Raw genomic sequence first — 26,491 nt, forward strand, 5'->3', positions numbered from 1 at the left:
CCCGGATGCACGGAATACTGCGTGACCAGCGAGGATGGACGCGTCGGCAATATCGCCAGGGTCGCTATGGCCCGATTTCGGAACCCAGCAGGCGGACGAGTTCCACCCGGGAGCGGACGCCGAGCTTCACGAAGATGTTGCGCAGGTGATGGTCGACCGTCCGCGGGCTCAGGTAGAGCTGTGCGGCGACCTCACGGTTCGTGGCGCCCTGGGCGACGATCTCGGCGATCGTGCGCTGCTGGACGGTGAGCGACCCGACGGTGGGCCGCGGGCCGGTCGCCGGGTGCGCGGCGGTGGGGCGCAGCGACTCGCCGGTCGCGCGGAGCTCGCGCCGGCACTGCTCGGCCCACGACGTGGCACCGAGCCGCTCGAACGTGTCGTAGGCACCGCGCAGGTGGGCCCGCGCGGCCGACGGGCCGCGCCGCCGCCGCAGCTCCCGGCCGTAGAGCAGTTCGGTACGGGCCCGCTCGAACTCCGAGTCCGCGAGCAAGTGGAGCCGGAGGGCCTCGCGGTAGGCGTCGTCGGCGTCGTCCGGTGCGGACGCGGTCAGGGCCTGGCAGCGGGCCAGGAGCGCGCGGGCGGCGGCGCTCCCGGTGGTCGACGCCCAGCGTCCGAAGAGGCCGGTCGCGCCGGCCGCGCCGGCGCGGTCGCCGGAGCGCACCGCGGCCTCGACGTAGTGCGGCGCGGTGAGCACGCGTCCGGTGACGTAACCGGGGCCGCCACCGGCCTCGGCGAGCGCGCGGAGCCGCCCGGCGGCGTCGGCCGCTCGTCCGGCGGCGAGGTCGCGGTGGGCGAGCGCCCAGGAGCCGAGCACGTGCGGCATCGCCAGCCCGCGCTCCTGGGCGGCTTCCGTCGCGACGGTCGCGAGCCGGAGGCCGGTGTCGTCGTCGCCCTGCAGGGTGGCGAAGAGCGCGAGCATCGAGCGGTGGAGCGTGACCGAGTTGTCGAGGCCGGCGTCCTGGGCGAGCCGGAGACCTTCACGGGCCGAGGCCTGGGCCGAGCCGTAGCGGCCGAGCCAGAGCTGGGCGAACGTGGCCAGTTCGAGCGTGCGCGGGACGAGGGCGAGTTCGCCCCGCAGCCGGGCGCCTGCCCCGGCGCGTTCGGTGAGTCCGAACGCGCGGGACTCCTCGCCGAGCATGAGCGCGGCGAGGGTCGCCCAGGTCAGGGCGGTCGGGTCGTCGGTGCGCGGCACCCGGCCGGCCAGGTCGAGGACGTCGCGCAGACGGGTGACGGCCTCGGAGTGGCGTCCACGGAAGAGCGCCATCATCCCGGCCGCGTAGGCGAACATCAGCTCGCGCTCGGGGGGTTCGCCGCCCTCGCGCAGTGCGAGCACCCGGAGCGAGATCTCGACGAAGCGGCGCAGGTTCCCGGTGAGGAAGCTGGCCTCGCCGGCGTGGAGCAGTGCCACGACGGCGGTGGTGCGGTCACGGTCGGCCAGGTCGGTGGCCGCGCCGAGGAGCGCCTCGTGGGCGGCGGTCGGCGAACCGGCCCGGAGCTCGATCTGGCCCCGGAGAAGATCGCGGAGACCCCCGGCTTCGGTCGCGGGTGACGGCCGCAGACCGGCGAGCAAGACCCCGGCCCGGTGCCCACGACCGGCGAGCCAGGCGTCGCGGGCGGCCGCCAGCAGCTGTTCGGCGCGGAGGCCGGCGTGCGGGCTCAGGTCGGCGGCGCGCTCGGCGGCGAGCGACGCGGCGGCATGATCTCCCCGTGCCCGCACGGCGGCCGCGGCCTCCGAGAGCTGTCGCGCCAGCCGGTCGGCGGGAGCGTCACCGGCCGCCGCGACGTGCAGCAGCCACCGGACCCGGTCACCGGGCCCGGTCGGGTCGTCGGACACGGCCGACACGGCTAAGGCGCCCGCCAGGCGTCGGTGGGCCTCGCGGCGCGACTCGGGCGGCGCGGCCGCGTAGAGGCCGCCGCCGACCAGCGGCGGCGCGAAGCGCAGGCGGCCGTCGGCGACCTCGACCAGCCCGGCCGCTTCCGCCGGGCCCAGCGCGACGAGTGGCCCGTCCGCCGCGGCGGCCAGCGTCTCGACGTCCAGGCCGTCGGGGGCGGCGGCCAGCAGGAGCAGCAGGTCCCGCGTAGCGCCGGGAAGGCTCCGCAGACGCGACTCGTAGGCCTGGCGGATCCGGCTTCCGCGCGGGAACTCCACCGGCAGTGGTGCCGCCCCCCGGGCCTGCGCCGGTGTCAGCGCCGCCGCGACCTCGCGCAGCGCCAGCGGCGCTCCCCCGCACGCCCCGACGAGCTCGGCCGCCACCTCCGGGCCGACCCCGAACCCGGCCAGCAACTCCTGGCCGGCCGACAGGCCCAGACCACCGAGCTCCACCTGCTCGACGCCGGGCAACCCCGGTCCGGTGGACGCCGCGAGCAGCACGACGTGCTCGCTCGCGACCCGCCGGGCCGCGAACGCCAGCACGTCCCGCGACGCCCGGTCGAGGTGGTCCACGTCGTCGACGCAGCACAGCACCGGACGCGGTTGCCCGGCCACCACCAGCAGGTTCAGTACCGCGACGGACAACGCGAACCGCGTCCGGGGCTCGTCGACGCCGCGTTCCAGCGCTCCCCGGACGAGCGCGGCCTGGCCGGCGGGCAACCGCGCGACGTCCGCGCTCAACGGCATCAGCACCCGCTGCAGCGCCGCGAACGGCAGCGCGGACTCGGCGTCCACCCCGGCCGTACGGAGCACCCGCAACGGCGCCGCACCCGCCGACGCCGCGGAAGCCGCGTACTCGAGCAGCGCGGTCTTCCCGGTGCCGGGGGCGCCGCGGACGAGCAGAGCCCCACCACCGGCACCGCTGCGGACCCGCGCGAGCACCGCGTCCAGCCGTGCCTGCTCCCGAGCCCGCCCACGCATCCCAGAATTGTGACCGAGTTCTGACTAGAGCCACTCATTTCGACGAAAAAGCACGTACAGCACCACGCACGCCGCCGCCAGCATGCCGATCACGACCCAGAAGCCGTAGGGGGCCGCCGCCCCCGGGATGTGCGTGAAGTTCATTCCGTACAGGCCCGCGATCGCGGTCGGGACCAGTGCGATCGCCGCCCACGCGGAGATCCGGCGCATGTCTTCGTTCTGCCGCATCGCGGTCCGGTTCTGCCGCACGCTCACCTGCGCGAGGTCGGCCTGGAGCACGTCGGTGAGCAGGCTGTCGTACTGGTCGATCGCGTCCGCCACCCGCATCAGGTGGTCGTTGACGTCCCGGAAGTACGGCCGCAGCACCTCCCCGACCAGCACGGCGTCGGGACTCGCCAACCGCTGCAGCGCCGGGGAGAGCGGCTTCACCGCCCGGCGGAACTCCAGTACCTCGCGCTTGAGCTTGTAGATGCGCTCGGCGTGGTCGTTCTCGTCACCACCGAACACCTGCGACTCGATGTCGTCGATGTTCTCGTCGATCCCGTCGATCGCGTCGGTGTAGTCGTCGACCGTGACGTCCATCAGCCGGTGCAGGACGCCCAGCGGGCCGTGCCTGCCCACCTCCGGGTCGGCGTCGGCGAGCGCCCGCACCCGGGCCGGGACGTCGGTCTCGCCGTGCCGGACGATCACCACGAACCGGGGGCCGATGAAAACGGCCAGCTCGGCGACGTCGACGACCTCGTCGGCGTCCACGTAGCGCACCGGCTTGAGAACCGCGAACAGCACCTCGCCGTACCGCTCCAGCTTCGGACGCTGGTGTGCGGTGACCGCGTCGCCCACCGCCAGCGGCGGGAGCGCGAAACGCTCGGCGACCTCGGCGAACTGCTCGGCGGTCGGCTCCCGGAGCCCGACCCAGACGAAACCCTCCCGCCGCCGCATCGCGCGGGGCGCCTCGGCGAGCGGGAGACGGCCCGGCGTCCGTTGGCCGTCGACGTACCGGGCACAGTCGACGACCGCGTGTTCGGCCGACCGGACCAGCGGGGGCTCCGCGGGCGCCGGAGCGACGGCCTCGGCCGAGCCGTCCAGGAAACGCGCGATCCGACGGAACGCAGAGGCACGCATCGCGCCAGGATATTCACCGGCGACACGCGGCCGTCGGCACCCCGTCCCGGGCTCGAACCGGTGACGCCGGAGACAGGCTCAGGTCTGTACGTAGTGCTCGAGGCCCGCGACCCGCAACGCGACCAGCGCGGGCCGCGAAGCGGCGTCGACGACCGCGCCGCGGCCGGCCGCCCGGGCCGCGTGCTGAACCCGCACCAGGAAGGCCATCCCGTGCGAGCCGAGGAAGTCGACCTCACCGAGGTCGATCCGGACGCCGGCCGGCTGCGCGGCGATCACGTCCGCGACCGCGCCGTCGAGCTGCGGCGCGAGAGCCGCATCGACCGCGCCGGTCAGCACGATCCGCACCGACCCGGAGTCGCGTTCCACCGAGATGCCCCCGGGACGCTCGGCGGACACCAGATTACCTGGAACGACGTCGTCTTCGGCGTCTGACCACGCGGCTGAACCCACTGCCCGCCTCCGCTCACGCTCATCGTTATCCGGTACATCTTGGCGTAGGGTACCCCTGTGGCCTCGAACCCGCTGGGTTCACACCCAAACGTTATCCGGTACATCGACCCTCGGCGCGGTCCGGTGACCGGCGATGAGTGATGCGCACACCGTGGAGGCCGCGGTCGAGGCCTACCTGGCCTCCGAACACTGCGCGAACGAGAACACCCACCGGGCCTACAGCAGCGTGCTCGACCGGCTGTCCGGCTGGCTGGGCGGCCATCGCCCGCTGACCGAGGTCGGCGAGGAAGAGCTGCTCACCGCGATCACCGGGCTCTGGGGCAGCGCCGCCGCGGCGACCTGGAACCGCAACCGGGCCGCGGTCGCGGGCTGGCTGGCCTGGTGCCGCGCCCGCGGCCACCAGACCCCCGAGCTGTCGGTGGAGCGCCGCAGCGGTGAGCGCGAGCCGATCACCACGCTCCCCCGCGAGGCGATCGAGGCGCTGCTCGTCCGGCCGGACGTCCCGCTGCGCGAGCGTGCGCTCTGGCGTCTGCTGTACGAGACCGCGGCCCGGGCGAACGACGTCCTCGCGCTCAACATCGAGGGGCTCGACCTGCGCGGACGCCGGGCGGGCGGGCTGCGGTGGGACGCCGGGACCGCCCACCTGCTCCCCCGGTTGGTCGAGGGCCGCTCCCGCGGCCCGCTGTTCCTCTCCGAGCGGCGTCCGCCACCGGCGCGGCGTCCGGCGCGGTCCGACCTCTGCCCCTACACCGGCCGGGCCCGGCTGGGCTACGACCGCGCCCGCATCCTGCTCGACCTGTACACCCGGACGCCCGACGGCGAGCCGGGCTGGGACCTGCACCAGCTCCGCCGCTCCGCCCTCGCGCACCGGGCGTTCTGACCGGGCGTCCTCACCGGGGCGTACTGACCGGGCCGTTCTCACCGGGCTTCCCGAAAGAGAGAGTGGCCGCGGTCGACTCGCGGAGCACCAACCGGCAGGGGCGCACGTGCTGCCCCGGCGCCGGGTCGCCGTTGATCGCCGCGAGCAGCAAGTTCGCCGCCGTGCGTCCGAGGCCGTCGAGGTCCATGTCGACGCTGCTCAGCGGCGGCTGGCTGGCCGAGACCATGACGTCCCAGTTGTCGAACCCGATGACCGCGACGTCCTCGGGCACTCGCCGCCCGGCCCCCCGCAACGTGTCGACGACACCCCGGGCGATCTGGTCACTGCCGGCGAAGATCGCGTCGATGTCTTCGGCCAGCAGCAGCCCGGCGGCCTGGCGTCCCCAGGCCTCGCTCCACTCGCCGTAGAGCGGGGGCCGCACCAGCGACGGCACCACCGCCCGGGCCCGGGCGAGCGCCGACTCGTGGTGTTCCGGCCCGGTGACGTGCGCGATCCGGCGGCGTCCGATCGCGAGCAGGTGCTCGACCGCCTTCGCGGCCCCGCCGGCCTCGTCCGGCACCACCGAGCAGTCGCCGGGGTCGGTCGAGCTGATGAACGCGTACACGACCGGCACCGGCAGGTCGTCTCCGAGCGGGGCCCTGGCCTGGGCCCGCCGCCCGGTCACGATGATTCCGTCGACCCGCCGGGTGAGCAGCGTCCGCAGGTAGTACTGCTCGCGGATCGGGTCGTCGCGGGCGTCGCAGAGCAGCACCGACATCTGGCCGGCTCCCAGCGCGTCCTCGGCGCCGAGCATCAGCGGGATGCTGAACCGGCCGATGCTGTCGGTGGTGATCATCCCGACCGTGTAGGTGCGCCCGACCTTCAGCGTGCGCGCGGCCGCGTTCGCCTCGAATCCGAGCCGGTCGGCGGCTTCCCGCACCCGCTCGCGGGTTTCTGCACGCAGCGTCCCCCGGCCGTTGAGTGCCTTGGACACGGTGCCCACCGAGACACCGGCCAGCGCGGCGACATCGCGGATCGTCACCAGCCGATCGATTTTCCGCACGTCTGTTTCCTCCCGGGCTCCCGGCGAACGTTACCTTCCCGCCGTTGACACGTTGCGAGGGCCGGTCCTATCTTCGGCGGCAAACGATTTCCGAGATTTTCCGAGCCATGGATTGTGAACGTTCACACGCGAGGCCCCGACGTCCAAGGAGGCACCGATGGGCCAGCTCCGACCCCGTTTACTTCTCGCCGTGGTGGCCGCCACCGCGCTGTTGCTGTCCACCGCCTGCCAGAGCGCGGGTGACACGACGGCATCCGGTGGTACCGATGCCAAGGACGACGGCTCCACGATCACGATGTGGACCCGGTCCGCCACCGCCACGTTCACCCAGACGCTGATCGACTCGTACAACACGAGCCACCGGAACAAGGTGAAGCTGACCGTCATCCCGTCCGACACGTACCAGCAGAAGGTCGGCACGGCGAGCGGCGCGAAGAAGCTCCCGGACCTGCTCGCGTCCGACGTCGTCTACGCGCCGAACTACGCGTCGAAGGGCCTGTTCCAGGACCTCACGGCCAAGGTCGACACGCTCCCGTTCAAGGACACGCTGGCGCCCGCGCACCTCAAGACCGCCACCTACGACGGCAAGATCTTCGGCGTTCCGCACGACATCGACCTCTCCGCGCTCTTCTACAACAAGGTGCTGTTCAAGAGAGCCGGCCTCGACCCGGAGAAGCCTCCGACCACGATGGAGGAGGTCTACGCCGACGCGAAGAAGATCGACGCGCTCGGGGGCAAGGTCGACGGGTACTTCTTCGGCGGCGCGTGCCCGGGCTGCACGCTGTTCACGACCTGGCCGATGATCTGGGCGTCCGGCGAGACCGTGCTGAACGACAAGGGCACCGAGTCCACGGTCGACAATCCGGCGGCCGCGAAGATCTACGAGCTCTACAAGAAGATGTACCGGGAGAAGCTGGTCCCGACGGCGGTCAAGAACGAGGGCGGCCCGACCTGGGTGCAAGCGTTCGGCGAGGGCAAGATCGGCCTCCAGCCGCTCGGCGCCACCGCGCTCCAGACGTTCAAAGAGGGCCCCGATCTCCAGATCGGCGTCGCCCCGATCCCGGGCCTCACCGGCGGCCAGAGCTCGTTCGTCGGCGGCGACGTGATCGGCATCGGCGCGAACAGCAAGAAGGCCGCGCAGGCGTGGGACTTCATCTCCTGGACGCTGTCGGAGCAGGCCCAGGTGAACGTCGTGGCCAAGAACAAGAACATCACGGTCCGCAGCGACCTGGCGAAGAACACCTACGCTCAGCAGGACCCGCGTCTCGGGGTGTTCAACCAGCTCGCGGGCGAGGGCCAGACGCCGATCTCGGTGAACTTCGGCAAGACGTTCAACGACCCGAGCGGCCCGTGGACGGCCACGATCATCGACGCGGTCTTCGGCACCGGCAGCTCGGCCGACGCGCTCGCCGAACACAACCCGAGCATCACCCAGTCGTTGTCCTCCGGCGGCTGAGCATGGTCGCAACGCTGTCCCGCCCTACCGGCCCGGCCCGGCAGATCTCCCGCCGGGCCGGGCCGGTGGGGCGCGCCCGCCGCCGGCTCGGGCTGGCCTACTCGGCGCCGATGACGGTCATCGTCCTGCTGCTGTTCGTGCTTCCGCTCGTCCTGATGTTCTGGATGTCGTTCAACCACTGGCCGCTGCTCGGCGCGTCGTCCCCGAACGGCGTCGAGAACTACTCGGCGCTCTCCGACCCGCTGTTCCTCCGGGCGATCCGCTTCACGCTCGTCTACACGGTCGTCACGACGATCGTCCTGAGCCTGATCGCGTTCGGGCTGGCGCTGCTGATGCAGGAGGCCCGGCGCGGCGTCGGGGTCTTCCGCACGATCTACTTCCTGCCCGCCGCGGTCGGGCTCGGCTCGGCGAGCCTGCTGTTCTACGGGCTCTACAACACCGGCGACTCGCCGCTGAACTCCGCTCTCGCCGATCTGGGGATCGGCCCGGTCGACTGGCTGGGCACGAACGCCAGCGCGCTGTGGTCGACGATCGGCACGATCACCTGGCGGTTCGCCGGGTTCTACATGCTCATCCTGCTGACCGGTCTGCAGAGCATCGAGCCGGTGCTGTACGAGGCCGCACGCACCGACGGCGCCGGCCGCTGGCAGACGATGCGGTACGTGACGCTGCCGCTGCTGCGTCCGACGCTCGCGCTGATGATGGTGCTCTCGGTGACCGGTTCGCTGCTGGCGTTCGACCAGTTCTTCATCATGACCGGCGGACGGCACGACACCACGACCGTCGCGATCGACATCTACCGCGAGGCGTTCCTCAACCAGGACCTCGGCCGGGCCTGTGCGATCTCGGTCGCGGTCCTCGCGGTACTGATCGTGCTCAACACCGTGCAGATGCGGCTCATCCGGCGACCGGAGGACCGATGAGACGAATCGGTTACTACAGCACGTCGTCCGTGCTGGCCGTGCTGTTCCTGCTGCCGATGGTGTGGACGCTCTACTCGTCGACGCACGGCCCCCGGGCGACGAACGGCGCCGGCGGGTGGGGCTTCGACAACTTCGAGCGGATGGCGACGTACGGCGAGGGCATCTCGGCCTACGTGCTGAACACGGCCATCGCCTCGCTGGTGACCGTGCTGGTCACGGTCTTCGCGACCACGCTCGGCGGGTACGCGATGGCGCGGCTCTCGTTCCCGGGCAAGAACCTGCTGTTCCTGGTCACGCTGGCGATCCTGATGGTGCCGTACACGACGATCCTGATCCCGCTCTACATCGTGCTGGGCTGGCTCGGGCTGCAGAACTCGCTGATCGGTCTCGGGCTCGTGCTCTCGATGTTCCAGATGCCGTTCGGCCTGTTCATGATGCGCAACTCGTTCGAGGCGCTGCCGGTCGAGCTGGAGGAGGCCGCTTTGATCGACGGCTGCACCCCGGGCGGTGCGCTGCGCCGCGTCCTGCTGCGCGGGGTGGCGCCGGGCATGGTGACGGTCGCGCTGTTCTCGTTCCTGGCGTCCTGGAACGCATTCGTCGCGCCGCTGATCTTCCTCACCGACGGCACGAAGTTCACGCTGCCGATCGCGCTCTACAACCTGCAGTCCGGGAACCTCGGCTCGATCGACTACGGCGCGCTGCAGGCCGGGGTGGTCACCGCCGCGGTGCCGTGCGTCGCGGTGTTCCTGCTGCTCCAGCGCTACTACGTCAGCGGCTTCAGCGCCGGCGCTTTGAAAGGCTGAAGGGGTACTCCATGTCAGAGACAACCGTCCGCACGGGCGCGGGGCCGGCCGCCCCGACCTCCGGGGCCCTGCAACCGCTCGGCCTGAGCGCGGTGACACTCGACCCGGACGGCCTGCTGGGCGCCTGGCAGCAGCGCAGCGCCGAGGCGACGCTGCCGCACTGCCTGGAGCAACTCGAGGTCGCGGGCAACATCGGCAACCTCCGCCGGGTGGCCGGGGCCGCGGCTCCCGGCAGCTTCCGGGGCATGTGGTTCGCCGACTCCGACGTCTACAAGACGCTCGAGGCGGTGGCCTGGGAGCTGGGGCGCAGCGGCGGCTCCCGCGAGGCGCTCGACGAGCTCACCGCGCTGCTGGAAGCGGCCCAGGACGACGACGGGTACCTGAACTCGTATTTCCAGACCGACCACCGCGACGAGCAGTGGACCGCGCTGGTCTGGAGCCACGAGATGTACTGCGCCGGGCACCTGATCCAGGCCGCGGTCGCCGCGTCCCGGGCCGGGGCCGGTGACCGGCTGCTCGGGGTGGCCAGGAGGTTCGCCGATCTGCTGGTGACGCGCTTCCGCGCCGAGGACGGTGTCTGCGGCCATCCGGAGATCGAGACCGCGCTGGTCGAGCTCTACCGGACGACCCGCCACCGGCCCTACCTCGACCTGGCCGCCCGTTTCGTCGAGCTGCGCGGCCGGGGACTGCTCGGCGACGAGCCGCGGTTCGGCCGGCACTACTACCAGGACCACGAGCCGGTGCGGGACTCGACCGAGGTGACCGGTCACGCGGTCCGGCAGCTCTATCTGCTGGCCGGGGTCGTCGACGTCGCGGTGGAGACCGGCGACACCGGGCTGCTGGACGCCGCCGCCCGGCTGTGGGAGTCGGCGTTCGGCACCAAGACGTACCTGACCGGCGCCCACGGGTCCCGGCACCGGGACGAGGCGTTCGGCGACCCGTACGAGCTGCCGCCCGATCGTGCCTACGCGGAGACCTGCGCGGCGATCGCCAGCTTCGCCTGGAGCTGGCGGATGCTGCTCGCGACCGGCGACCACCGCTACGCCGACGAGCTGGAACGCGTCCTCTACAACGGCATCGCGGGCTCGACCGCGCGGGACGGCACGCACTTCTTCTACTCCAACCCGCTGCAACTGCGCACCGGGCACGAGGGCTCGCACGAGGACGCACCCTCCGAGCGCCTGTCCTGGTACTCGTGCGCGTGCTGCCCGCCGAACCTGGCCCGGCTGGTCGCGTCCCTGCAGTGCTACGTCGCGACGACGACGGACGCGGGGGTACAGGTGCAGCTGTACGCGGCCGGGCGGATCGAAACGACGCACGGGGTGATCGAGGTCGAGACCGAGTACCCCTGGGACGGCCGGGTGACGCTGACCGTCACCCCCGCGTCGCCGGAGTCGGAGTGGACGCTCGGGCTGCGGATCCCCGGGTGGTGCGGCTCGGCCACCGTCGACGGCTCACCCGCCGAGGGCCCGTACGCCGACCTCACCCGGGTCTGGGAGGCAGGCGACCGGGTGGTGCTCGACCTCGCGGTCCACCCGCGGGTCGTCACCGCGCACCCGCGCGTCGACGCGGTCCGCGGCTGCGCCGCACTGCTCCGCGGCCCGCTGGTCTACTGCATCGAGCAGGCCGATCAGGACGCCCGCCTCGAAGACCTCGCTCTGGACGCCGGGCAGCCGGTCGAATCCGGGACCGGGGAGGGGCCGATCCCGGTCGTCCTGCGAGCCCGGGGCGTCCACACCGCACCCGGCGACGCCCCGCTCTACAGCGCCCCGCTCTCCGGGGGGCCGCTTTCCGGGGGGCCGGCGGCCGGCGGATCGGTCCCGGTCACGCTGACCGCGATCCCGTACTTCCTCTGGGCCAACCGGGAACCGGGCGCGATGCGGGTCTGGATCCCCCTCACGAACGGGCCCCTCGCGAACGGGCCTCTCGCGAACGGGCCTCGATCATGAGCCGGTCGATCGCGGCGCCGAGCGTGGCGAGTTTCTCGGTGTAGCGGCAGACGCCACCGTGGGCGCCGAGGTAGTCCGCGTACCGGCAGCCCAGGTTGGAGAAGACCGCGACGACGTAGTGCCGGGGTAGGTGGCCCGGGAGCGCGGTGACGATGCCGGCATCGGCGCCCGCGCTCTCGACCAGCCCGGTCTTGTGGTCGAACTCCACCTGGGCGTCGCCGGCGCAGGCCCGCACGTCGCCGGCCCAGAGCCGGCCGCCGACCGAGACGACGCCGGTGGACGTGTCGATCCACCGGCTCGGCACCCGCTGCGGGAGGCCCGGCGCCGGATACGTCTGGCCGCACCAGTTCGCGGTCGAGAGCGCCTGGTTGAGCCCCTGCTCGGCCAGGCGACCGCGGATCCGCACCCGGGACGACCGGCTCAGCGTCGCGGTCGTGACCCGCGCCCCGTCCGGCGCGTGCCAGAGCGTCCCGGGTGCGCCGGTGAACAGCAGCAGGAGCCGCGCGGTGTCGAGCGCGGTCATCGTCAGGCCCTCGAACGACCAGCCGCCGCCGTCCTCGGCATCGGTGTCGCGGACCCCCAGCGTGGTCAGGCCGAGTGAGCGCAGGGTGGCGTTCATCGGCCCGATCCCGCCGCGCTGGTGCAGCAGCATCAGCAGCGCACAGGTGGCCCCGTTGTCGGAGTACGTCAGCATCGCGTCCAGCCACCACGACACCGGGTGGGTGCCGGGCTGCCGCCCGCCCGGACAGGTCGCCTTCCGCGGCCGGTAGTCGTAGGTCTCGTCGAACCGGACCTCGCCCCGGTCGGCCAGCCGGCCGACCCCGAACGCGACCATCAGCTTGAACACCGACGCCGGGTACGGCGTCATGAACCGCAACGGTGCCCGGGACCGGCCCGCGATCAGCGGTCCGGTCTCGCCGTGCGCGGCCCAGACCTCGTTGCTCCAGTGCGTCCAGTTCACGCCGGGCGCCGACAGGTTCTGCGACACCGGCACCGCGACGCCGTGCGGGTAGTCCTGGGAGAGCAGCGTGTTCGCGGCCGCGACCGGACGCCCGGCGTCGTCGAGCTCGATCACCGCGGTGTCGACGTTGGGCACCGCGGGCGGCGGGGCGCCGGTCTTCGCGTCGACGACGTCGGCGAACCGCTGCCGGTCGACGATCGCGCGGAGGCGGCGGCCCAGCCAGGCCGACCGTTCCGGGTCCGGGCCGGTCTCGGCTGGGCCGGGCTCGGCCGGGCTCGTCCCGGGCGGGCTCGTCCCGGGCGGGCTCGTCCCGGGCGGGCTCGTCCCGGCCGGGCCGGGAGTCTCCGGGACCACCGGCGCGCTCGCGGCGGTGCCGGGCTCCGGTCGCCGGTCGGCGTCGGCCTGGCACCCGGTGATCGTCCCGCCGAGCAGGGTGGCTACGGCGAGCGACGAGGTGATCACAACGGGGAGACGCATAGAGGGCGCATTGAACCAGCGCGAACGAAGTTAGGCCGGAAAACACGCGGATAGTCCACGCAGATGCGACCAGCCGAGTCTCAGGCCTTCGCGGCCGACGCCGGGCTGAGCTCGCCCCAGACGCTCCGGGGCCCCTTCCGGCCGGTCACGGTGAGCAGCACGGCGGCTCCGGCCCGCCAGTCCCCCACGATCAGCACCTCGTCGTCCGGCCGGACCCCGGAGAGGTACATCCACTCGCATCGCACCTCGAACCGCTCGTCCCGGCCCGAGATCGCGACGATCGGCGCGAGCCCCACCCCGACCACCCGCCCGACGTGTTTCGCCAGCGAACCGCGCGCGAACGCCGTCCGGGCCGCGCGAGCCCGCCGGAGGGACCGGGGCGCCTTCCAGCCCCCCAGCCAGGAGAACAGCACACACCCGCCGGCCAGCAGCAACGTCCTGGCCCAGGTGGGCGTGCCGGTGTCCGGACTCTCGATCGTCAGCAGCCAGACCGAGACGGCCGCGAACCCCAGGAAGAACACCTGCCCGAACCGCACCACGCGGGCCAGCCGGCGCAGCGCCGCGTCGACCGTCCGCTGCAACTCCGCCCGGCGTGGATCCAGCGCCGCGCTCGGCAGCAGACGCGGTTCCGGCAGCGCGATCCGCCCCTCAGCCAGCTCACGCCGGTCGAGGACGCGCATCCGCCGGACGACGAGCGGCGTGATCACCCCGGCGACGGCCACCGCGCCGAAGAGGGACCAGAACCAGTGCGGTGCGACCAGCGCGAAGAGCCCGTAGCAGGCCAGGTAGCCGGTGATCGAGATCAGCCAGACCGAGGGACGGGTGAGAGCCACCCGCAGGCCCTGCCCCAGCGAGCGCGGTATCGGCCCGGTCGCGTCAGGCTCACCGGCCTCGTCGGTCACGCGGGGAGCGTAAGTCACGTGCGCTACACGCTGTGTACCAATTCGATGACAGCGTGATCGTCAACTGCCGGGCCCGACGGCGCGGTGGCCGGGCTGACGGGCGGGGGTGACGGCGTGGCTGCACGTCACCCCCGCCCCGATCGGCGGTTCCCTCAGGCGTACACGTTCAGAATCGAACCGGTGGCCGCCTGGACGAGCGAGGCCTGCTGACGGGCGGCGTCCGCCTGCCGGTCTCGCGTCCGGTCGGTCCGGGCCTGCGCGGTGAGCTCGCTCACCCGATCCTGCTCGTCGGCCCTCTGCTGCCGCACGGCGGCGTTCGCCGCGGCGCGGCTCTCGTTCGCCTCCCGGACCAGCGCATAGGAGGCCGGGCGATAGTCGGACGATCCGGAAGTGGCTAAGAGGGACATGTCAGCTCCTGCAGTGGTGGGGTGTGAGGGAAGGGACCTGAGGGGAGCCTCAGGTGTAGACGTCCAGCTTCGCCTTGGCCTTCGCCGTGTTGAGCTCTGCCTGGTCGTGAGCGACCTCGGCCCTCGCCGCCTTCAGCTCCGAGTTGGCCTGCTGTGCGGCTACGGCCTTGCGATCGGTGTCGGTCTTCCGCTCGTCCACCTTGTGCTGGTCCGACTTGACCTGCCGGGTTGCCTCGTCGACCCGGGTACTGCTGCCCGTCGACCGGGCCGGGGCGAACAACATCCCGGATAACGCGGTACCAACCGTGCCTGCGGCGCTTACGGACATCTGTACCTCCTCGGGGCAATCCGGCCGCGGCATCCGTGCCTGCGGTCCGAGCGTTGCAACAGAGGTTTCGGCAGTCCGGAGGGCCGGATAAGGAGTCGTCCGGGGAATTTTCGGCTCCAGGATGTGACGTAGACGGCCCCGCGAATCCTGCGACCGCCGGGCAGGCGGTCCGCGTTCAGGCGGCCGCGGCCGGCGTGGCGATCGCGCGGAGGCGCTCGACGCTCGCCTCGTCCAGCGTCTCGGCCAGATCCAGCGCGGCGACGTTCGCCCGCACCTGCTCCGGCCGGGTCGCGCCGAACAGCAGGCTGGCCACCGCCGGGTTCAGCAGCGGGTACGCGAGCGCCAGCGTGGCCGCGCCGGTGTTCAGGTCGGCAGCGAGCGCCGCCAGCGCACGGCCCACGGCCCTGGCGTCCGCGAACCGGGGATCGGAGACGTCGCCGGAGTGACGGCCGTCGCCGTCGCCGTCCTCGTACTTGCCGGTCAGCAGGCCACCGGCCAGCGCGTACGACGCGACCACGGCCGTGTTGGCGGCCGCCAGCGACCGGACCAGGTGGTCGTCCTCGACGACGTCCCGGCGGACGAGGCTGTACGGCAGCTGGATCGCGGCCGGGCCGGGTAGCGTGCCCATGTCCGCGATCTGGGCCGCCTCCAGCACCTGCTCGGCGGTCCAGTTGAGGACACCCCAGGCCCGCGCCTTGCCGGCCGCGATCAGCTCGGCGATCTGGCCGATCGCGTCGGCGATCTCCAGCCCTTCCGGCGGCGCCTCGGCGTAGATCAGATCGACGTGGTCCAGTTGCATGCGCTGCAACGACGCGTCCAGTTCGGCGGCGGCCGACTGCCCGGGCCAGAACTCCCACCAGAGCTTGTTGGCGACCACGACCTCGTCGCGCTGCCATCCGGCCGCGCGGAACAGCTCGCCGAACACGACCTCGGAGTACCCGGTCGGGATCGGCGCGGCGCCGGTCTCGTCGTCGTAGCGGGCGTCGTCGAGGAACGTGATCCCGACCTCGCGGGCCGCGTGCATCACGGCGGCGCCCTGCTCCCGGCTGATTCGCTCGAACGTCCGCCACGAGCCCAGCGCCAGCCTGCTCACGGTGAGCCCGGATGCACCCAGCGCCCTCAACGGCATGTTCATGGTGTTCGTCCTCCCGGTCGGCGTTTCGCGTACGCCGCGTGGTGGTCCCCGCTTTCGTGCAGCGCTGATGTTTCTCCAGCGTAGTGGGTCCAGGCCTGTGACTACGCTCGGTAACCTCTGCCCAACCGGCGAGGCCCCGCGCGAACGCGCGGGGCCACACAACGTCGGAGGGGAAGTCAGGAGTTTCCGGTGGGCGCCTCGGCCGGCCTCGGCGCGAGGTCGTCGGCCAGCCGGACCTCCATCCGGGGCAACGCGGTGAGCATGGCCCCGGCGACGATCGCGAGCGCCAGGATTAACAGGACGATGAACACGACGCCTCCCGAGGTCCACGCGGCGTATTCACCGCTTCGTCCGGAGCGTTACCCCGCGGCTCGCGAATTAATACCTATCCCTGGCGTGTCGCCGGCACCGTCTACATCAGACAGCACGAGCCGGGGCATCACCTCACGGGCGACGACGGGCAGGTCGGCCTCCAGGTCGGGCAGGTCGAGCACGACCAGGCCGACACCGGACCGGGCGTACGCCACCAGGGTGCCAGCGAGCGCGTCGGGATCCAGCCGTGCCACCGCGACCTCGGTCGCGAGCCGTACGACCCGGCCCGTGGACGCCGGCGCGCTCGCCGACGCGAGCGCCGTGACCTGCGCCGGAACATCGTCGGGACCGACCTCGGGCGCGAGGAACCAGTCGCCGGCGCGGGCGGCGAGCGGCTGCGCGGCCCGCCAGCCTCCGGAGACCACGATCTCCGGCGGCACCTCCGGCCGGAGGTGGGGCCGCAGCCCGCGGGCCCGGTAGTGCGGGCCGTCGGCGTCCACGGCCCGCCCGGCCCAGAGTTCCCGCACGATCCGCGCGAACTCCTGCACCCTGCGGTCGTCGGGGTGTGGGCCACTGCGCAGATCGACCGCGAACCGGCCGCCGGACAGCCGTGCGGCGACCGCCCCGAACCGGGCCAGCAGCGCGGGATGCCAGGCCGTGACCGAGATCGGCGCGACGACCGTCAACCGGCGGGCCGCACCGAGCAACGCGAGCGTCGTCTCGCTCGACAGACCGGCGTCGCCTCCGCTGAAGACGTAGTCGAAACCCAGGATGTCGGCGAGCGCGGTGAGGCGGCGGGCCTGGGCGACGGCCGCGTCGCGGTGGACGGAAGGAGCGAGGTGGGAGCGGCCCGTGCGGCCGACCGGGATCCGGACGCCGAGCGCCGGCGGTGCGAACATGAGAAGTTCCTTCTCCGCCGCAACCTACGGAGGGTCTGCGGCGTCTCTAAAGGGGACGAGGAGCGGTCAGCGCCGACCGCCGACATCGGGCCCGGGGAAACCTGGGCCGGAACCTGGGAGAACTCACATGCCCAGGATAGCCCGATTATTCCTATCGGTTCAATAGGAATAACGTACAGTGGTGCCACCCTTACCGAAACGGCGGAGGAGAAGGCACATGCACCGGGTGGTTCTCGTCGGCGCGGGCTCCCGCGGCACCGGCGTACTCGCACGGCTGGTGGCGTCCGCTCCGGAGTTCCTGGATGGACGGCCGCTACTCGTCGACGTCGTCGACCCACGTCCGTTACCCCAGGCCGCGGACGCCCCCGGCGTCACGATCCGCATCCATCGCGCCACGGCGGTCGACCTCGCGGGCGACCCGGACGGCCCGCAGTCGGTGGCCCTGGAATCCGGTGCCTGCCCCCTCGAGACCGACGTCGTCCTGCTCGCCCAGGGCCGCCCCGGCACGCGCCCGACGCCCGGGCAGTGGGCCTGCGCCGACTTCGCCGACTGGCACGGCCTGCGGTACCGGCGTCCGCGCGAGGGCGACCCGGTGGACCTCGCCGACGTCCCGGCCGGCGTCGACATCCTGGTCCGGGACGCCGGGCCGCTCACCGACGACCTGATCGCCCCGCTCACGCTCGGGCGCGGCGGCTACTACGCGTACGGCGACTACCGCCCGAGCGGCGGCGAGCCCCGCGTCCACCTGCTGCCGCCGGTACGTCCGGAGTGGACCGGCCCGGCCCGCCCCGAGGCGGCCGCGGTCTGGAGTGAGCGTCGGGCCGCGCTGGTCCGCGCGGGCGTCGCCGTCGTCCACCCCGGCGCCGACGCCCTCCACGCGGACGCCACCCGAGCCGCGTTCGTCCTCGGCCCGATCGCATCGCGGACGCTGATCGAACCCGACACCGGCCACGGCCCGCTCCGGGCCAGCGCCGATCCCCTCCTCCGCACCCTGGCCGAGCGCGGTGAGCTGGCCGGATGGAGCGGCGACGGCGCGCTGCTCGACCGGCACGGCCACGCCCACCCCCGGCGGTTCGCGTCCGGCGCGCTGCCCGGCGTCGACATCTCGGCCCGGACCGTGCTGTCGGTCCTCGCCGGCACGCCGGTGCCCGTACCGGCCTGACGAGTACCGGCCGGAAGACCGTCGACGCACCGTAGTAGGTTCAGCCCGGACCCGGGCTGAGGAGGGCACGAGTGGTGAGCGGGCTGGCGACCGCGGTGACGGTCGTCGCGCTGGTACTGGCGCTGTGGGCGGGCGTCGAGGTGCTCCGCGGCCGGGCGCCCCGCCGTCCGCTGCTGGCCGGCGTCGCCGGGCTGGAGGCGCTGCTGATCGTCCAGGTGATCGTCGCGGTCGTGAAACTGACGACCGATCGGACGCCGGACGAACTGGCGACGTTCGTCGGCTACCTCGCGGCCTCGCTCGTCATCCTGCCGATCGGGTACTTCTGGGCCTGGTCGGAGAAGAACCGGTCGGCGACCGCGGTGGTCGGCGTCGCCTGCCTGGTCATCCCGGTGCTGGTTCTGCGGATGAACCAGGTGTGGCATGCCTGAGCGTACGAACCCGGGCACCGCGCACGGCCCCGGTCGCGTCCTGATCGGGGTGTACGGGTTGTTCGCCCTCGCCGCCACCGCCCGGGCCGGGGTGCAGATCGCGACCAAGTTCTCCGAGGCGCCGCTGGCCTATCTGCTCTCCGCGTTCGCCGGGCTGGTCTACGTCGCCGCCACGGTCGCACTGGCCCGCGAAGGGCTCCGCTGGTGGCGGATCGCGGTCGTCTGCTGCTCGATCGAGCTGGCCGGCGTGCTCGCGGTCGGTACGGCGAGCCTGCTCGTTCCGGACGATTTCCCGGACCAGGCGGTCTGGTCGGAATTCGGCAGCGGCTACGGCTTCGTCCCCCTCGTTCTTCCCGTACTCGGCCTGATCTGGCTGCGGCGCACCCGCCCGGCCGCCGAACGTCCCCTATCCTGACTGCACTGTCCGCACCGGCACGAGGGCGTGCCGTAGCGTCCCGGGGAGCACGATGGACTTGAGCCGCTCCTTCGTCGGACGAGGTCCGGAGCTGGCGCAGCTCTCGTACGCGTGGGCGGCGACGGTCGGCGGCGACCCCCGCATCGTCGGCGTCACCGGTGCGCCCGGTACCGGCAAGACCCGGCTGGTCGAGGAGTTCCTGAACGGTCTGTCCGGCGTCACCACGCTCTGGCTGGCCGCCGACGAGAACGAGGTCGACCTCAACTGGGAGATCCTGCGGCTGACCGTCGGCCGGTTACCGGGGTCCGCGACCGCCGAGACGATCCGCACCGTCGATCCGCACGCCAACCCGGTGTTCGTCGGCGACGCGCTCTCCACCGACCTCTCCCGGGCCGCTCCGCTGGTCCTCGTCGTCGACGACGCGCACTGGGCCGACCGGGCGTCGATCGAGGCGATCCGCTACGCGGCCCGGCGTCTGCACTCGGCGCCGGTCCTGGTCGTGGTGATCCACCACCCGCCCGGTGCGGTGCGCCGGATCCCGGACGGACGGCCCAATCCCGGCCTGCCCGACGGCTGGCGCCGGATGATCGACTCCGACCGCGGGGTCTCCCTCGAGATCGAGGGGCTGGTCCCCGACGAGCTCATGCAGCTCGCCTCGGTCCACGGCCGGCCCGGGCTCTCCCCCGCCGCAGCGGCCCGCCTGTGGGAGCTCACCGACGGCAACCCGCTGCACGTCCGTCACCTCCTCCCGCAACTCTCGATGCGGACGCTGGCCGCGGACTCGAGCCCGCTGCCCGCGCCGTACTCGATCGCCGGCACGATCGCGTCCCACCTGGCCACCTGCCGTGCGGCGACCCGGGAGCTGGTCACCGCAGCCGCCGTGCTCGGAGAACGGTTCCGGCTCTCGGACGCCGCCACCGTGGCGTCGCTCGAAGGGCAGGCGCTGACCGGCGCGACCGCGGAAGCACTGGCGGCCGGGCTGATCGTCGAGGTGCCGGGCGCAGGCGGCCGGGAGTTCGAGTTCGCCGACCGGCTGACCCGGTCGTCGCTGTACCACGACCGGGCGCTGTCCCAGCGTCAGGAGCTGCACCGCCGGGCCGCTCTCCTGGGCGGCCCGGACGCGCTGTCGCACCGGCTCACCGCGGCCGCCGGAGGCATCGACGCCGCGCTCGCCGACGAGGCCGAACGCGCCGCCCGCGACCGCTGGCGCACCGGTGCTCTGAGCGCGGCGGCCGCGATGTACCGGCACGCCCTCGAGCTCACCCCGCGGGGCCCGGCGCGCGCCGCCCGCGTCCTGACCACCGTCGAGGCGCTGCTGGTCGCCGGAGACGCGGCCGGCGCGAAAGACTACGAGAGCGACGTCGCCGCGACCGGCGAGGGGCCGTGGACCGACTACGTCGAGGGGTACCAGCTGCTGCTCGGCGGCCGGATCCCGGAGGCGAAGGAGCTCCTGCGGCGGTCGCTCACCGCGCTGCGCTCCGGCGCTTCGCCGGCGCACCCCGCCGACCTCCGCCCGCGGGTCGCCGCGCAGCTGGCGATCATCGGGATCCTCACGGTGAATTACGCCGAGATGATCGAGTACGGCGTCGAGGCGATCGAGGCGCCGTGGACCGAGCCCTGGGTGGCCGCCTACACACGGTTCGCCCGGGCCATCGGGCTCGCGCTCTCGGGCCAGGCCGAGGAGGCCACGTCCACGCTCACCGACGCCGACACCCCCGGTGCGGCCGGTGCCCTCGACGCGCTGTGCGCCCGCGGGATGATCGCGCTCTGGACCGACCGGCTCGCCGACGCCGACCGCGACCTGCGGCAGGCGGTCGCCCGCGCGACGGCAGGCGAGGCACTGCGCATCGGTCAGGCGCTCGGTTTCCTGTCCGAGGTCGAGTACCGGCGCGGCGAACTCGCCGACTCGGTGCTGCACGCCGAGCTGTCGCTGGGCGACGCCGAAGAAAACCTGCGGGTCTGGGAGTACGCGATCCTGCACGCGCTGGCCTGCTACCCCCGGGCGGCTCGCGGTGAGTGGGCGGCGGCCGACGGGCACGTGCGGGCAGCGGCGCACTGGGCGGGTCTGATCGGGGCCGGTTCGGGCCTCGCCTACGCGGCCGGCGGTCTGGCCGCGATCGCGCAGGCCAAGGGCGACCTCTCCGCGCTGCTCGCGGCCGCGACCGACATCGAGGAGCACTACGACTCCCAGGAGCCCGGCACGCACCTGTTCGGGCCGCTGCGCGCCGACGCGCTGGCCCAGCTCGGGCGTCCGGCCGAGGCCCGGGAGGCGCTCAAGGCCTACCGCGACCGGCTCGCCCGCCCCGACCGCCGGTCGTCCCAGCTGAGCATCGCCCGGGTCGAGGCTCAGATCGCGCTGGCCGAGAACCGGCTCCGCGACGCGCTGCGCCACGCCAACGACGCGCTCGCGCTGGCCACCGAGATCGGGCTCCCGCTCGAGGGTGCCCGAGCCAACCTGCTGATCGGCCAGATCCTGGCGACGCTGGAGCGCCGCGCGCCCGCGGCCGCCGCGTTGCGGACCGCGCTGCTCCAGGCGCGCGCTCTCGGAGCGAAGGCCTACGAAGACCAGGCCCTGGACGCCGCCCGCAGCCTCGGCCTGTCGATCGAGACTCCGGAAGCGGTCTTCGCCGGACTCACGACGACCGAGCTGAGCATCGCCAAGCTCATCGGCGCGAACCGGACGAACAAGGAGATCGCGACCGAGCTCTCGCTGAGCGTCAAAACCGTCGAGGGCCACCTCACGAGCATTTACCGCAAGCTCGGAGTCGGTGACCGGATCGAGTTGCGGCACCTCGCGGCGCGCCAGTCCGGCTGACCCCTTGCCCGAGCCGTCCCGGTGGCGACCGGACCCAGGGGTGCGGTACCGGATTCCCAGGGGTGATCCCGGAAGACAACCGAGGCGGACATTTCTACGCTGACTCGGCAGTGGCAACTGACGGGGGCGGAATGCGTCTCATTATTGAGCTGAGCCAGAGCTCGCAGGGTCGGCTCGAGGGCAGCGTCGCACGTCCGGACGCTCCCACCGAGGCTCGGTTCGAGGGAATCGTGGAGCTGGTCGGAGTGCTGGAACAGCACCTGCGCGCAGGGGGAACGCCTGCGAAAACGGGAGGGTCTGCATCGGACACTCCTTAGTGCGCGCCCCCAAGGGTGACACCGGTGAAAGTCCCGGGATTCGCATGGTTCCGGCCCGGCCCGCGCCACCGTACGGTCGAACCGCACCACCGGACGGGCACGGGTGGACATCCGCAGGGGCCGCGGATCCGTGCTGTGGGGGACGGTGTGGTGTTCCGGACCGGGGGGGCCGGCCTGTTCGGTAGGCGCCAACGCGATTAGGCGCCTACCGTTCGGGGCCCACCTCCAGCGCCCGGATGATCTTCACCAGGGGCGACTCGGTCGCGGCCCGCTCCTCGGGCGTGAAGCCCGCCGTGACCTTCCGCGGCCGTCCGCGGTGGCGAGCCGCCGGTCGCGTACGCGGACGACGCGGTGGACCTGATCTACGCGCCGGACTGCGGACGCGCGATCGCCGCGGTGCACACCGCCGGGCACCTGGCCCACCCGATCGACAACGTGGGCGGCGGGGCCGCGGTCACCAACCGGGAGTTCGCCGCCGCGCTGGGCGTGGACGTCCCGCTGCGGCCGGGGCGCAGCGCCCGCGCGGTGCCCGGCGACCCGTTCCTGGACGTGACCCGCCTGCACGCCGACACCGCCTACCGCCCGGCGTTCGACCCGCCCGGCGCGGTCGCGGACCACGTCGGCCGGCTGCGTGCCGGGCACCCGCTCTGAGCGGGTAGCGTTCGCGCCGTGATCAAGGAGCCGACCGCGACCGTCTTCGTGTTCGGACTGATCGACGGGCACTACCGCCTCGGACTGGTGTTCCACCCCCGGCTCGGCGTCTGGATACCGCCCGGTGGTCACGTCGAGCCCGACGAGACCCCGGCCGAGGGCGCGCTGCGCGAGGTCACCGAAGAGACCGGGCTGACCGCCACGCTGCTGCCGCCGCCGCGCACGCCGCTGCCGGACGGCTACCCGTACCGCGCGGTGTCGCCGCCCTGGTGGACGGTCGAGATCCCGGTCGGCCCGGACGGGCACACCGGCGAGCAGCACGTGCACGTCGATCACCAGTACGTGGCGCTCGCCCACTCCGGCGTACCGGATGAAACCGACCATCCGTTCGTCTGGCGGACCGAAGCCGACCTCAGCGAGCCGGACGCGATCATCGCGGACGCCCGCGGCCAGGCGAACGCGCTGTTCGGCCGGCTCCACGATCTGGTGCTGTCGCAGACCGGCTGGCCGGGCTGATGCCACTCGCCCGAGAGCAGGGCAGACTATGGAGCGGTCGGGGCGCGTCGGCGCCCTGCGTGTCCGGGAGGGCTGATGGGTAAGCCGGTCCTGCTCACCGTCGACGACGATCCGTCGGTGTCGCGTGCGGTCGCACGCGACCTGCGGCGCCGGTACGGCGAGGACTACCGGGTGATGCGGGCCGATTCCGGCCCGCAGGCGCTGGATGCTCTCAAAGAAATCAAGCTGCGCGGCGACCGGGTGGCGGCGATCCTCGCCGACTACCGGATGCCGCAGATGAACGGCATCGAGTTCCTCGAGGCCGCGATGGACCTGTTCCCGCGCGCCCGCCGTGCGTTGCTGACCGCCTACGCCGATACGGACGCCGCGATCCAGGCGATCAACGTGGTGGACGTCGACCACTACCTGCTCAAGCCGTGGGACCCGCCGGAGGAGAAGCTCTACCCGGTCGTCGACGCGCTGATCGCGACCTGGCAGGCGACGGGCGACTCGCCGGTCGACGAGATCAAGGTCGTCGGGCACCGGTTCTCGCCGGAGTCGTTCGAACTACGTGACTTCCTGGCCCGCAACCTGGTGCCGTACCGCTGGTACCTGGCCGACTCCGCCGAGGGCCGCCGGCTGCTGGAATCCGCCGACGCCGACCCGGAGAAGCCCGACGTCATCCCGCTGGTCGTGACGCCGGAGGGCGAGGTGCTCCGCAACCCGGCGCCGGCCGAACTGGCGTCCCGCGTCGGGCTGGCGACGAACCCGGCGGAGAAGTTCTACGACGTGATCATCGTCGGCGGCGGCCCGGCCGGGCTCGGCGCGGCGGTCTACGCGGCGTCCGAGGGGTTAAGGACGGTGCTGGTCGAACAGCAGGCGACCGGCGGGCAGGCCGGGCAGAGCTCGCGGATCGAGAACTACCTCGGGTTCCCGGACGGGGTCAGCGGTTCGCAGCTGACCGAGCGAGCCCGGCGTCAGGCGATCAAGTTCGGCGCCGAGATCCTCACGACGCGGCGGGTCTGCGAGCTCACGGTCAAGGGCTCGGGCCGCGGGGTGAAGTTCGAGGACGGGTCGGAGATCGCCGCGCACGCGGTCGTGCTCGCCACCGGGGTCTCGTACCGGAGGCTGAGTGCCGACGGCATCGACGAGCTGACCGGCCGGGGCGTGTACTACGGCTCGGCGGCGGTCGAGGCCCCGGCGTGCGCCGGGCAGGAGGTCGTGATCGTCGGCGGGGCGAACTCGGCCGGCCAGGCCGCGGTGTTCTTCTCCCGGCACGCGTCGAAGGTGCGGCTGGTCGTGCGCGGGGCGTCGCTCGAGGCGTCGATGTCCGCGTACCTGATCAAACAGCTCGCCGACATCGAGAACGTCCAGGTGCAGACCCGCACCGAGGTCTGCGCGTGCCTGGGTGACGGCCGGCTGCAGCGGATCGATCTGAAGAACGCCGACACCGGCGAGATCGAGGCGGTGGACGCCGGGTTCTGCTTCGTGTTCATCGGCGCAGCCCCGCTCACCGACTGGATGGACGGCGTCGTCGCGCGGGACGGGTCCGGGTTCGTGCTGGCCGGGACGGATCTGCTCGGCGAGGACGGCGCCCGCCCGGAGGGATGGACCGCCGACCGCGATCCGTTCCCGCTGGAGACCAGCGTTCCCGGGGTCTTCGTCGCCGGTGACGTCCGCTCGCAGTCGGTGAAACGGGTGGCGTCCGCCGTCGGCGAAGGTGCGATGGCGGTGACGCTCGTCCACCGCTATTTGGGCTCCTAGAGGAGCACACTGGTAGGTAGTGGTCGAGGGAGGAACACGATGGCCGACCGGGTGAGCCCTGACGAGCTCAAGAGTCTGTTCCTGTTCGAGGCGCTGGACCCCGAGCAACTGGCCTGGCTGTCCGAGCACGGCGCGGTCGAGGAGCGCGAAGCGGGCTCGACCGTCTACGGCGAGGGCGAACCGGCGACGTGTTTCTTCGTCCTGCTGTCCGGGACGATCAAGATGAGCCGGAACGTCGGTGGTGCGCGGGTGGAGATCTCGCGCACCACCCACCCCGGCTCGTACGGCGGCTCGTACATGGCCTACCTGGGCGAGCGGGTGCCGCAGCGCTACCTCCAGACACTGACCGCGCTGACCGCGTCCCGGTTCTACGTGCTGCCGGCCGCAGACTTCGCGACCGTGGTCACCACCTGGTTCCCGATGACCGTCCACCTGCTGGAGGGTCTGTACTTCGGCAACCAGGCCAGCCAGGCCACGGTGGGCCAGCGCGAGCGGCTGCAGGCGCTCGGATCGCTGACCGCCGGCCTCACCCACGAGCTGAACAACCCGGCCGCGGCCACCGCCCGGGCCGCGTCGCTGCTGCGCGAACGGGTGGCGAAGTCCCGGCACAAGCTGGCCGCGCTGGCCCGGGGCGACATTCCCCGCCAGCTGCTCGCCGTCCTCGTCGACCTGCAGGAAGACGCGATCGAGCGGTGCGCGAAGGCCAAGGAGCTCTCGCCCGTCGAGACCAACGACCGCGAGGACGAGCTGGGCGACTGGCTCGAGTCGCGAGACGTCCCGATGGCCTGGGACCTCGCGCCGACGCTGGTCGCGGCCGGCCTCGACATCGACTGGGTCGAAGACGCCGACTCGCGCCTCGGCGGTCAGCACCTCGACTCGGCGCTGCACTGGATCGGCTACACGCTCGAGACCGAGCAGCTGATGATGGAGATCTCCCAGGCGTCGGGGCGGATCTCCGAGCTGGTCACGGCCGCGAAGCAGTACTCGCAGCTCGACCGGGCACCGCACCAGTGGATCGATGTCCACGACGGCATCGACAGCACGCTCGTGATGCTGTCCGGGAAGATCAACAAGAAGGACATCACGGTCGACAAGGAGTACGACCGGAGCCTTCCGCAGATCCCCGCGTACCCGGGCGAGCTGAACCAGGTCTGGACGAACCTGATCGTCAACGCGATCGGGGCGATGAACGGCAAGGGCACGCTGACGATCCGGACGAGCTTGCGGCGGCCGGAAGACCCGGACAGCCCGGTCCAGGTCGAGGTGTGCGACACCGGGCCGGGTGTGCCGAAGGAGATCCAGGAGCGGATCTTCGAGCCGTTCTTCACGACGAAGCCGGTCGGCGAGGGCACCGGCCTGGGGCTCGACATCTCCTGGCGGATCGTCGTGAACCGGCACGGCGGCGACCTGACCGTCCAGAGCGTTCCCGGCGACACCAAGTTCATCGTGTGCCTGCCCCGGATCGAGCCGAACCGCAACATCGCCGCCGAACGCGGCGTCCCGGCCGAGCCCGGCGCGGAGCACCACGACTAGCACCCGGCGGCGAG

At 72.6% G+C, this 26,491-nt stretch carries 24 protein-coding genes; 13 read left to right on the forward strand and 11 right to left on the reverse strand.

Translation table 11 applies throughout. The features are described from left to right. Positions 1-64 precede the first annotated feature (64 nt). The 3 genes from ACIBZJ_RS12980 to ACIBZJ_RS12990 all read right to left on the reverse strand — a co-directional run bounded on the left by ACIBZJ_RS12980 (position 65) and on the right by ACIBZJ_RS12990 (position 4,369). Complete coding sequence (locus ACIBZJ_RS12980) at positions 65-2,851, reverse strand: AAA family ATPase (RefSeq protein ID WP_395928815.1); 2,787 nt, start codon at positions 2,849-2,851, stop codon at positions 65-67. A gap of 24 nt (positions 2,852-2,875) precedes the next feature. Next, positions 2,876-3,973, reverse strand: a complete 1,098-nt coding sequence (locus ACIBZJ_RS12985; protein WP_395928817.1) for a magnesium and cobalt transport protein CorA — start codon at positions 3,971-3,973, stop codon at positions 2,876-2,878. Positions 3,974-4,051: 78 nt separating this feature from the next. Then, positions 4,052-4,369 (reverse strand): STAS domain-containing protein, encoded by a 318-nt coding sequence (locus ACIBZJ_RS12990; protein ID WP_395928819.1) that lies wholly within the window; start codon positions 4,367-4,369, stop codon positions 4,052-4,054. 187 nt (positions 4,370-4,556) lie between these two features. Between ACIBZJ_RS12990 and ACIBZJ_RS12995 the strand changes: the two genes are divergently transcribed. After that, entirely contained in the window at positions 4,557-5,303 is a 747-nt protein-coding gene (locus ACIBZJ_RS12995; protein ID WP_395928821.1) for a site-specific integrase, read from the forward strand. 10 nt (positions 5,304-5,313) lie between these two features. Here the strand turns inward: ACIBZJ_RS12995 and ACIBZJ_RS13000 are convergent, their stop codons facing one another. Then, positions 5,314-6,336 (reverse strand): LacI family DNA-binding transcriptional regulator, encoded by a 1,023-nt coding sequence (locus tag ACIBZJ_RS13000; protein WP_395929111.1) that lies wholly within the window; start codon positions 6,334-6,336, stop codon positions 5,314-5,316. A gap of 166 nt (positions 6,337-6,502) precedes the next feature. Here ACIBZJ_RS13000 and ACIBZJ_RS13005 point away from each other — a divergent pair, with 166 nt between their 5' ends. The 4 genes from ACIBZJ_RS13005 to ACIBZJ_RS13020 are packed head-to-tail and all read left to right on the forward strand — an operon-like array spanning position 6,503 to position 11,476. Continuing rightward, positions 6,503-7,801: an ABC transporter substrate-binding protein gene (locus ACIBZJ_RS13005; protein ID WP_395928823.1), complete on the forward strand. Its 1,299-nt coding sequence runs from the start codon at positions 6,503-6,505 to the stop codon at positions 7,799-7,801. A gap of 2 nt (positions 7,802-7,803) precedes the next feature. Then, positions 7,804-8,724 (forward strand): carbohydrate ABC transporter permease, encoded by a 921-nt coding sequence (locus tag ACIBZJ_RS13010; RefSeq protein WP_395928826.1) that lies wholly within the window; start codon positions 7,804-7,806, stop codon positions 8,722-8,724. Beyond that, entirely contained in the window at positions 8,721-9,527 is an 807-nt protein-coding gene (locus ACIBZJ_RS13015) for a carbohydrate ABC transporter permease (protein ID WP_395928828.1), read from the forward strand. The genes ACIBZJ_RS13010 and ACIBZJ_RS13015 overlap by 4 nt, the downstream gene beginning before the upstream one ends. An 11-nt stretch (positions 9,528-9,538) precedes the next feature. Beyond that, complete coding sequence (locus ACIBZJ_RS13020; RefSeq protein WP_395928830.1) at positions 9,539-11,476, forward strand: glycoside hydrolase family 127 protein; 1,938 nt, start codon at positions 9,539-9,541, stop codon at positions 11,474-11,476. Here the strand turns inward: ACIBZJ_RS13020 and ACIBZJ_RS13025 are convergent. The 7 genes from ACIBZJ_RS13025 to ACIBZJ_RS13055 all read right to left on the reverse strand — a co-directional run bounded on the left by ACIBZJ_RS13025 (position 11,424) and on the right by ACIBZJ_RS13055 (position 16,897). Next, the gene (locus tag ACIBZJ_RS13025) at positions 11,424-12,914 is read right to left on the reverse strand and encodes a serine hydrolase (RefSeq protein ID WP_395928832.1); all 1,491 of its coding nucleotides are present in this window, start codon (positions 12,912-12,914) and stop codon (positions 11,424-11,426) included. The genes ACIBZJ_RS13020 and ACIBZJ_RS13025 overlap by 53 nt on opposite strands. An 80-nt stretch (positions 12,915-12,994) precedes the next feature. Next, the gene (locus ACIBZJ_RS13030; protein WP_395928834.1) at positions 12,995-13,816 is read right to left on the reverse strand and encodes a hypothetical protein; all 822 of its coding nucleotides are present in this window, start codon (positions 13,814-13,816) and stop codon (positions 12,995-12,997) included. Positions 13,817-13,968: 152 nt separating this feature from the next. Further along, complete coding sequence (locus ACIBZJ_RS13035; protein ID WP_395928836.1) at positions 13,969-14,223, reverse strand: hypothetical protein; 255 nt, start codon at positions 14,221-14,223, stop codon at positions 13,969-13,971. 49 nt (positions 14,224-14,272) lie between these two features. Beyond that, positions 14,273-14,551, reverse strand: coding sequence for a hypothetical protein (locus ACIBZJ_RS13040; RefSeq protein WP_395928838.1), 279 nt, complete (start codon positions 14,549-14,551; stop codon positions 14,273-14,275). A 175-nt stretch (positions 14,552-14,726) separates the two neighbouring features. Further along, positions 14,727-15,686, reverse strand: a complete 960-nt coding sequence (locus ACIBZJ_RS13045) for an aldo/keto reductase (protein ID WP_395928840.1) — start codon at positions 15,684-15,686, stop codon at positions 14,727-14,729. Between the two features lie 176 nt (positions 15,687-15,862). Then, a complete protein-coding gene (locus tag ACIBZJ_RS13050; protein ID WP_395928842.1) occupies positions 15,863-15,997 on the reverse strand; it encodes a hypothetical protein in 135 nt (44 codons plus the stop codon). 48 nt (positions 15,998-16,045) lie between these two features. Beyond that, complete coding sequence (locus ACIBZJ_RS13055; RefSeq protein WP_395928844.1) at positions 16,046-16,897, reverse strand: LLM class flavin-dependent oxidoreductase; 852 nt, start codon at positions 16,895-16,897, stop codon at positions 16,046-16,048. Positions 16,898-17,114: 217 nt separating this feature from the next. On the opposite strand from ACIBZJ_RS13055, the gene ACIBZJ_RS13060 reads away from it, so the two are divergent. The 8 genes from ACIBZJ_RS13060 (at position 17,115) to ACIBZJ_RS13095 (ending at position 26,477) form a co-directional block, all read left to right on the forward strand. Then, positions 17,115-18,059 carry a hypothetical protein gene (locus ACIBZJ_RS13060; RefSeq protein ID WP_395928846.1) on the forward strand — a complete coding sequence of 315 codons (945 nt, stop codon included), beginning with the start codon at positions 17,115-17,117 and terminating at the stop codon, positions 18,057-18,059. Positions 18,060-18,130: 71 nt separating this feature from the next. Then, positions 18,131-18,487: a hypothetical protein gene (locus tag ACIBZJ_RS13065; protein WP_395928848.1), complete on the forward strand. Its 357-nt coding sequence runs from the start codon at positions 18,131-18,133 to the stop codon at positions 18,485-18,487. After that, on the forward strand, positions 18,480-18,902 hold the full coding sequence (locus tag ACIBZJ_RS13070) for a hypothetical protein (RefSeq protein ID WP_395928850.1): 423 nt from the start codon (positions 18,480-18,482) through the stop codon (positions 18,900-18,902). The genes ACIBZJ_RS13065 and ACIBZJ_RS13070 overlap by 8 nt, the downstream gene beginning before the upstream one ends. 52 nt (positions 18,903-18,954) lie before the next feature. Next, on the forward strand, positions 18,955-21,717 hold the full coding sequence (locus tag ACIBZJ_RS13075; RefSeq protein ID WP_395928852.1) for an ATP-binding protein: 2,763 nt from the start codon (positions 18,955-18,957) through the stop codon (positions 21,715-21,717). Between the two features lie 668 nt (positions 21,718-22,385). Continuing rightward, positions 22,386-22,685, forward strand: a complete 300-nt coding sequence (locus tag ACIBZJ_RS13080) for a hypothetical protein (RefSeq protein WP_395928854.1) — start codon at positions 22,386-22,388, stop codon at positions 22,683-22,685. An 18-nt stretch (positions 22,686-22,703) separates the two neighbouring features. Beyond that, the gene (locus ACIBZJ_RS13085; RefSeq protein WP_395928856.1) at positions 22,704-23,201 is read left to right on the forward strand and encodes an NUDIX domain-containing protein; all 498 of its coding nucleotides are present in this window, start codon (positions 22,704-22,706) and stop codon (positions 23,199-23,201) included. Between the two features lie 75 nt (positions 23,202-23,276). Beyond that, complete coding sequence (locus ACIBZJ_RS13090) at positions 23,277-24,944, forward strand: FAD-dependent oxidoreductase (protein WP_395928858.1); 1,668 nt, start codon at positions 23,277-23,279, stop codon at positions 24,942-24,944. Between the two features lie 39 nt (positions 24,945-24,983). Further along, entirely contained in the window at positions 24,984-26,477 is a 1,494-nt protein-coding gene (locus ACIBZJ_RS13095) for an ATP-binding protein (RefSeq protein ID WP_395928860.1), read from the forward strand. The last annotated feature ends 14 nt before the right edge of the window (positions 26,478-26,491 follow it).

It is taken from the genome of Cryptosporangium sp. NPDC051539, assembly GCF_044454545.1.
In the GTDB taxonomy this organism is placed as follows: Bacteria; Actinomycetota; Actinomycetes; order Mycobacteriales; family Cryptosporangiaceae; genus Cryptosporangium.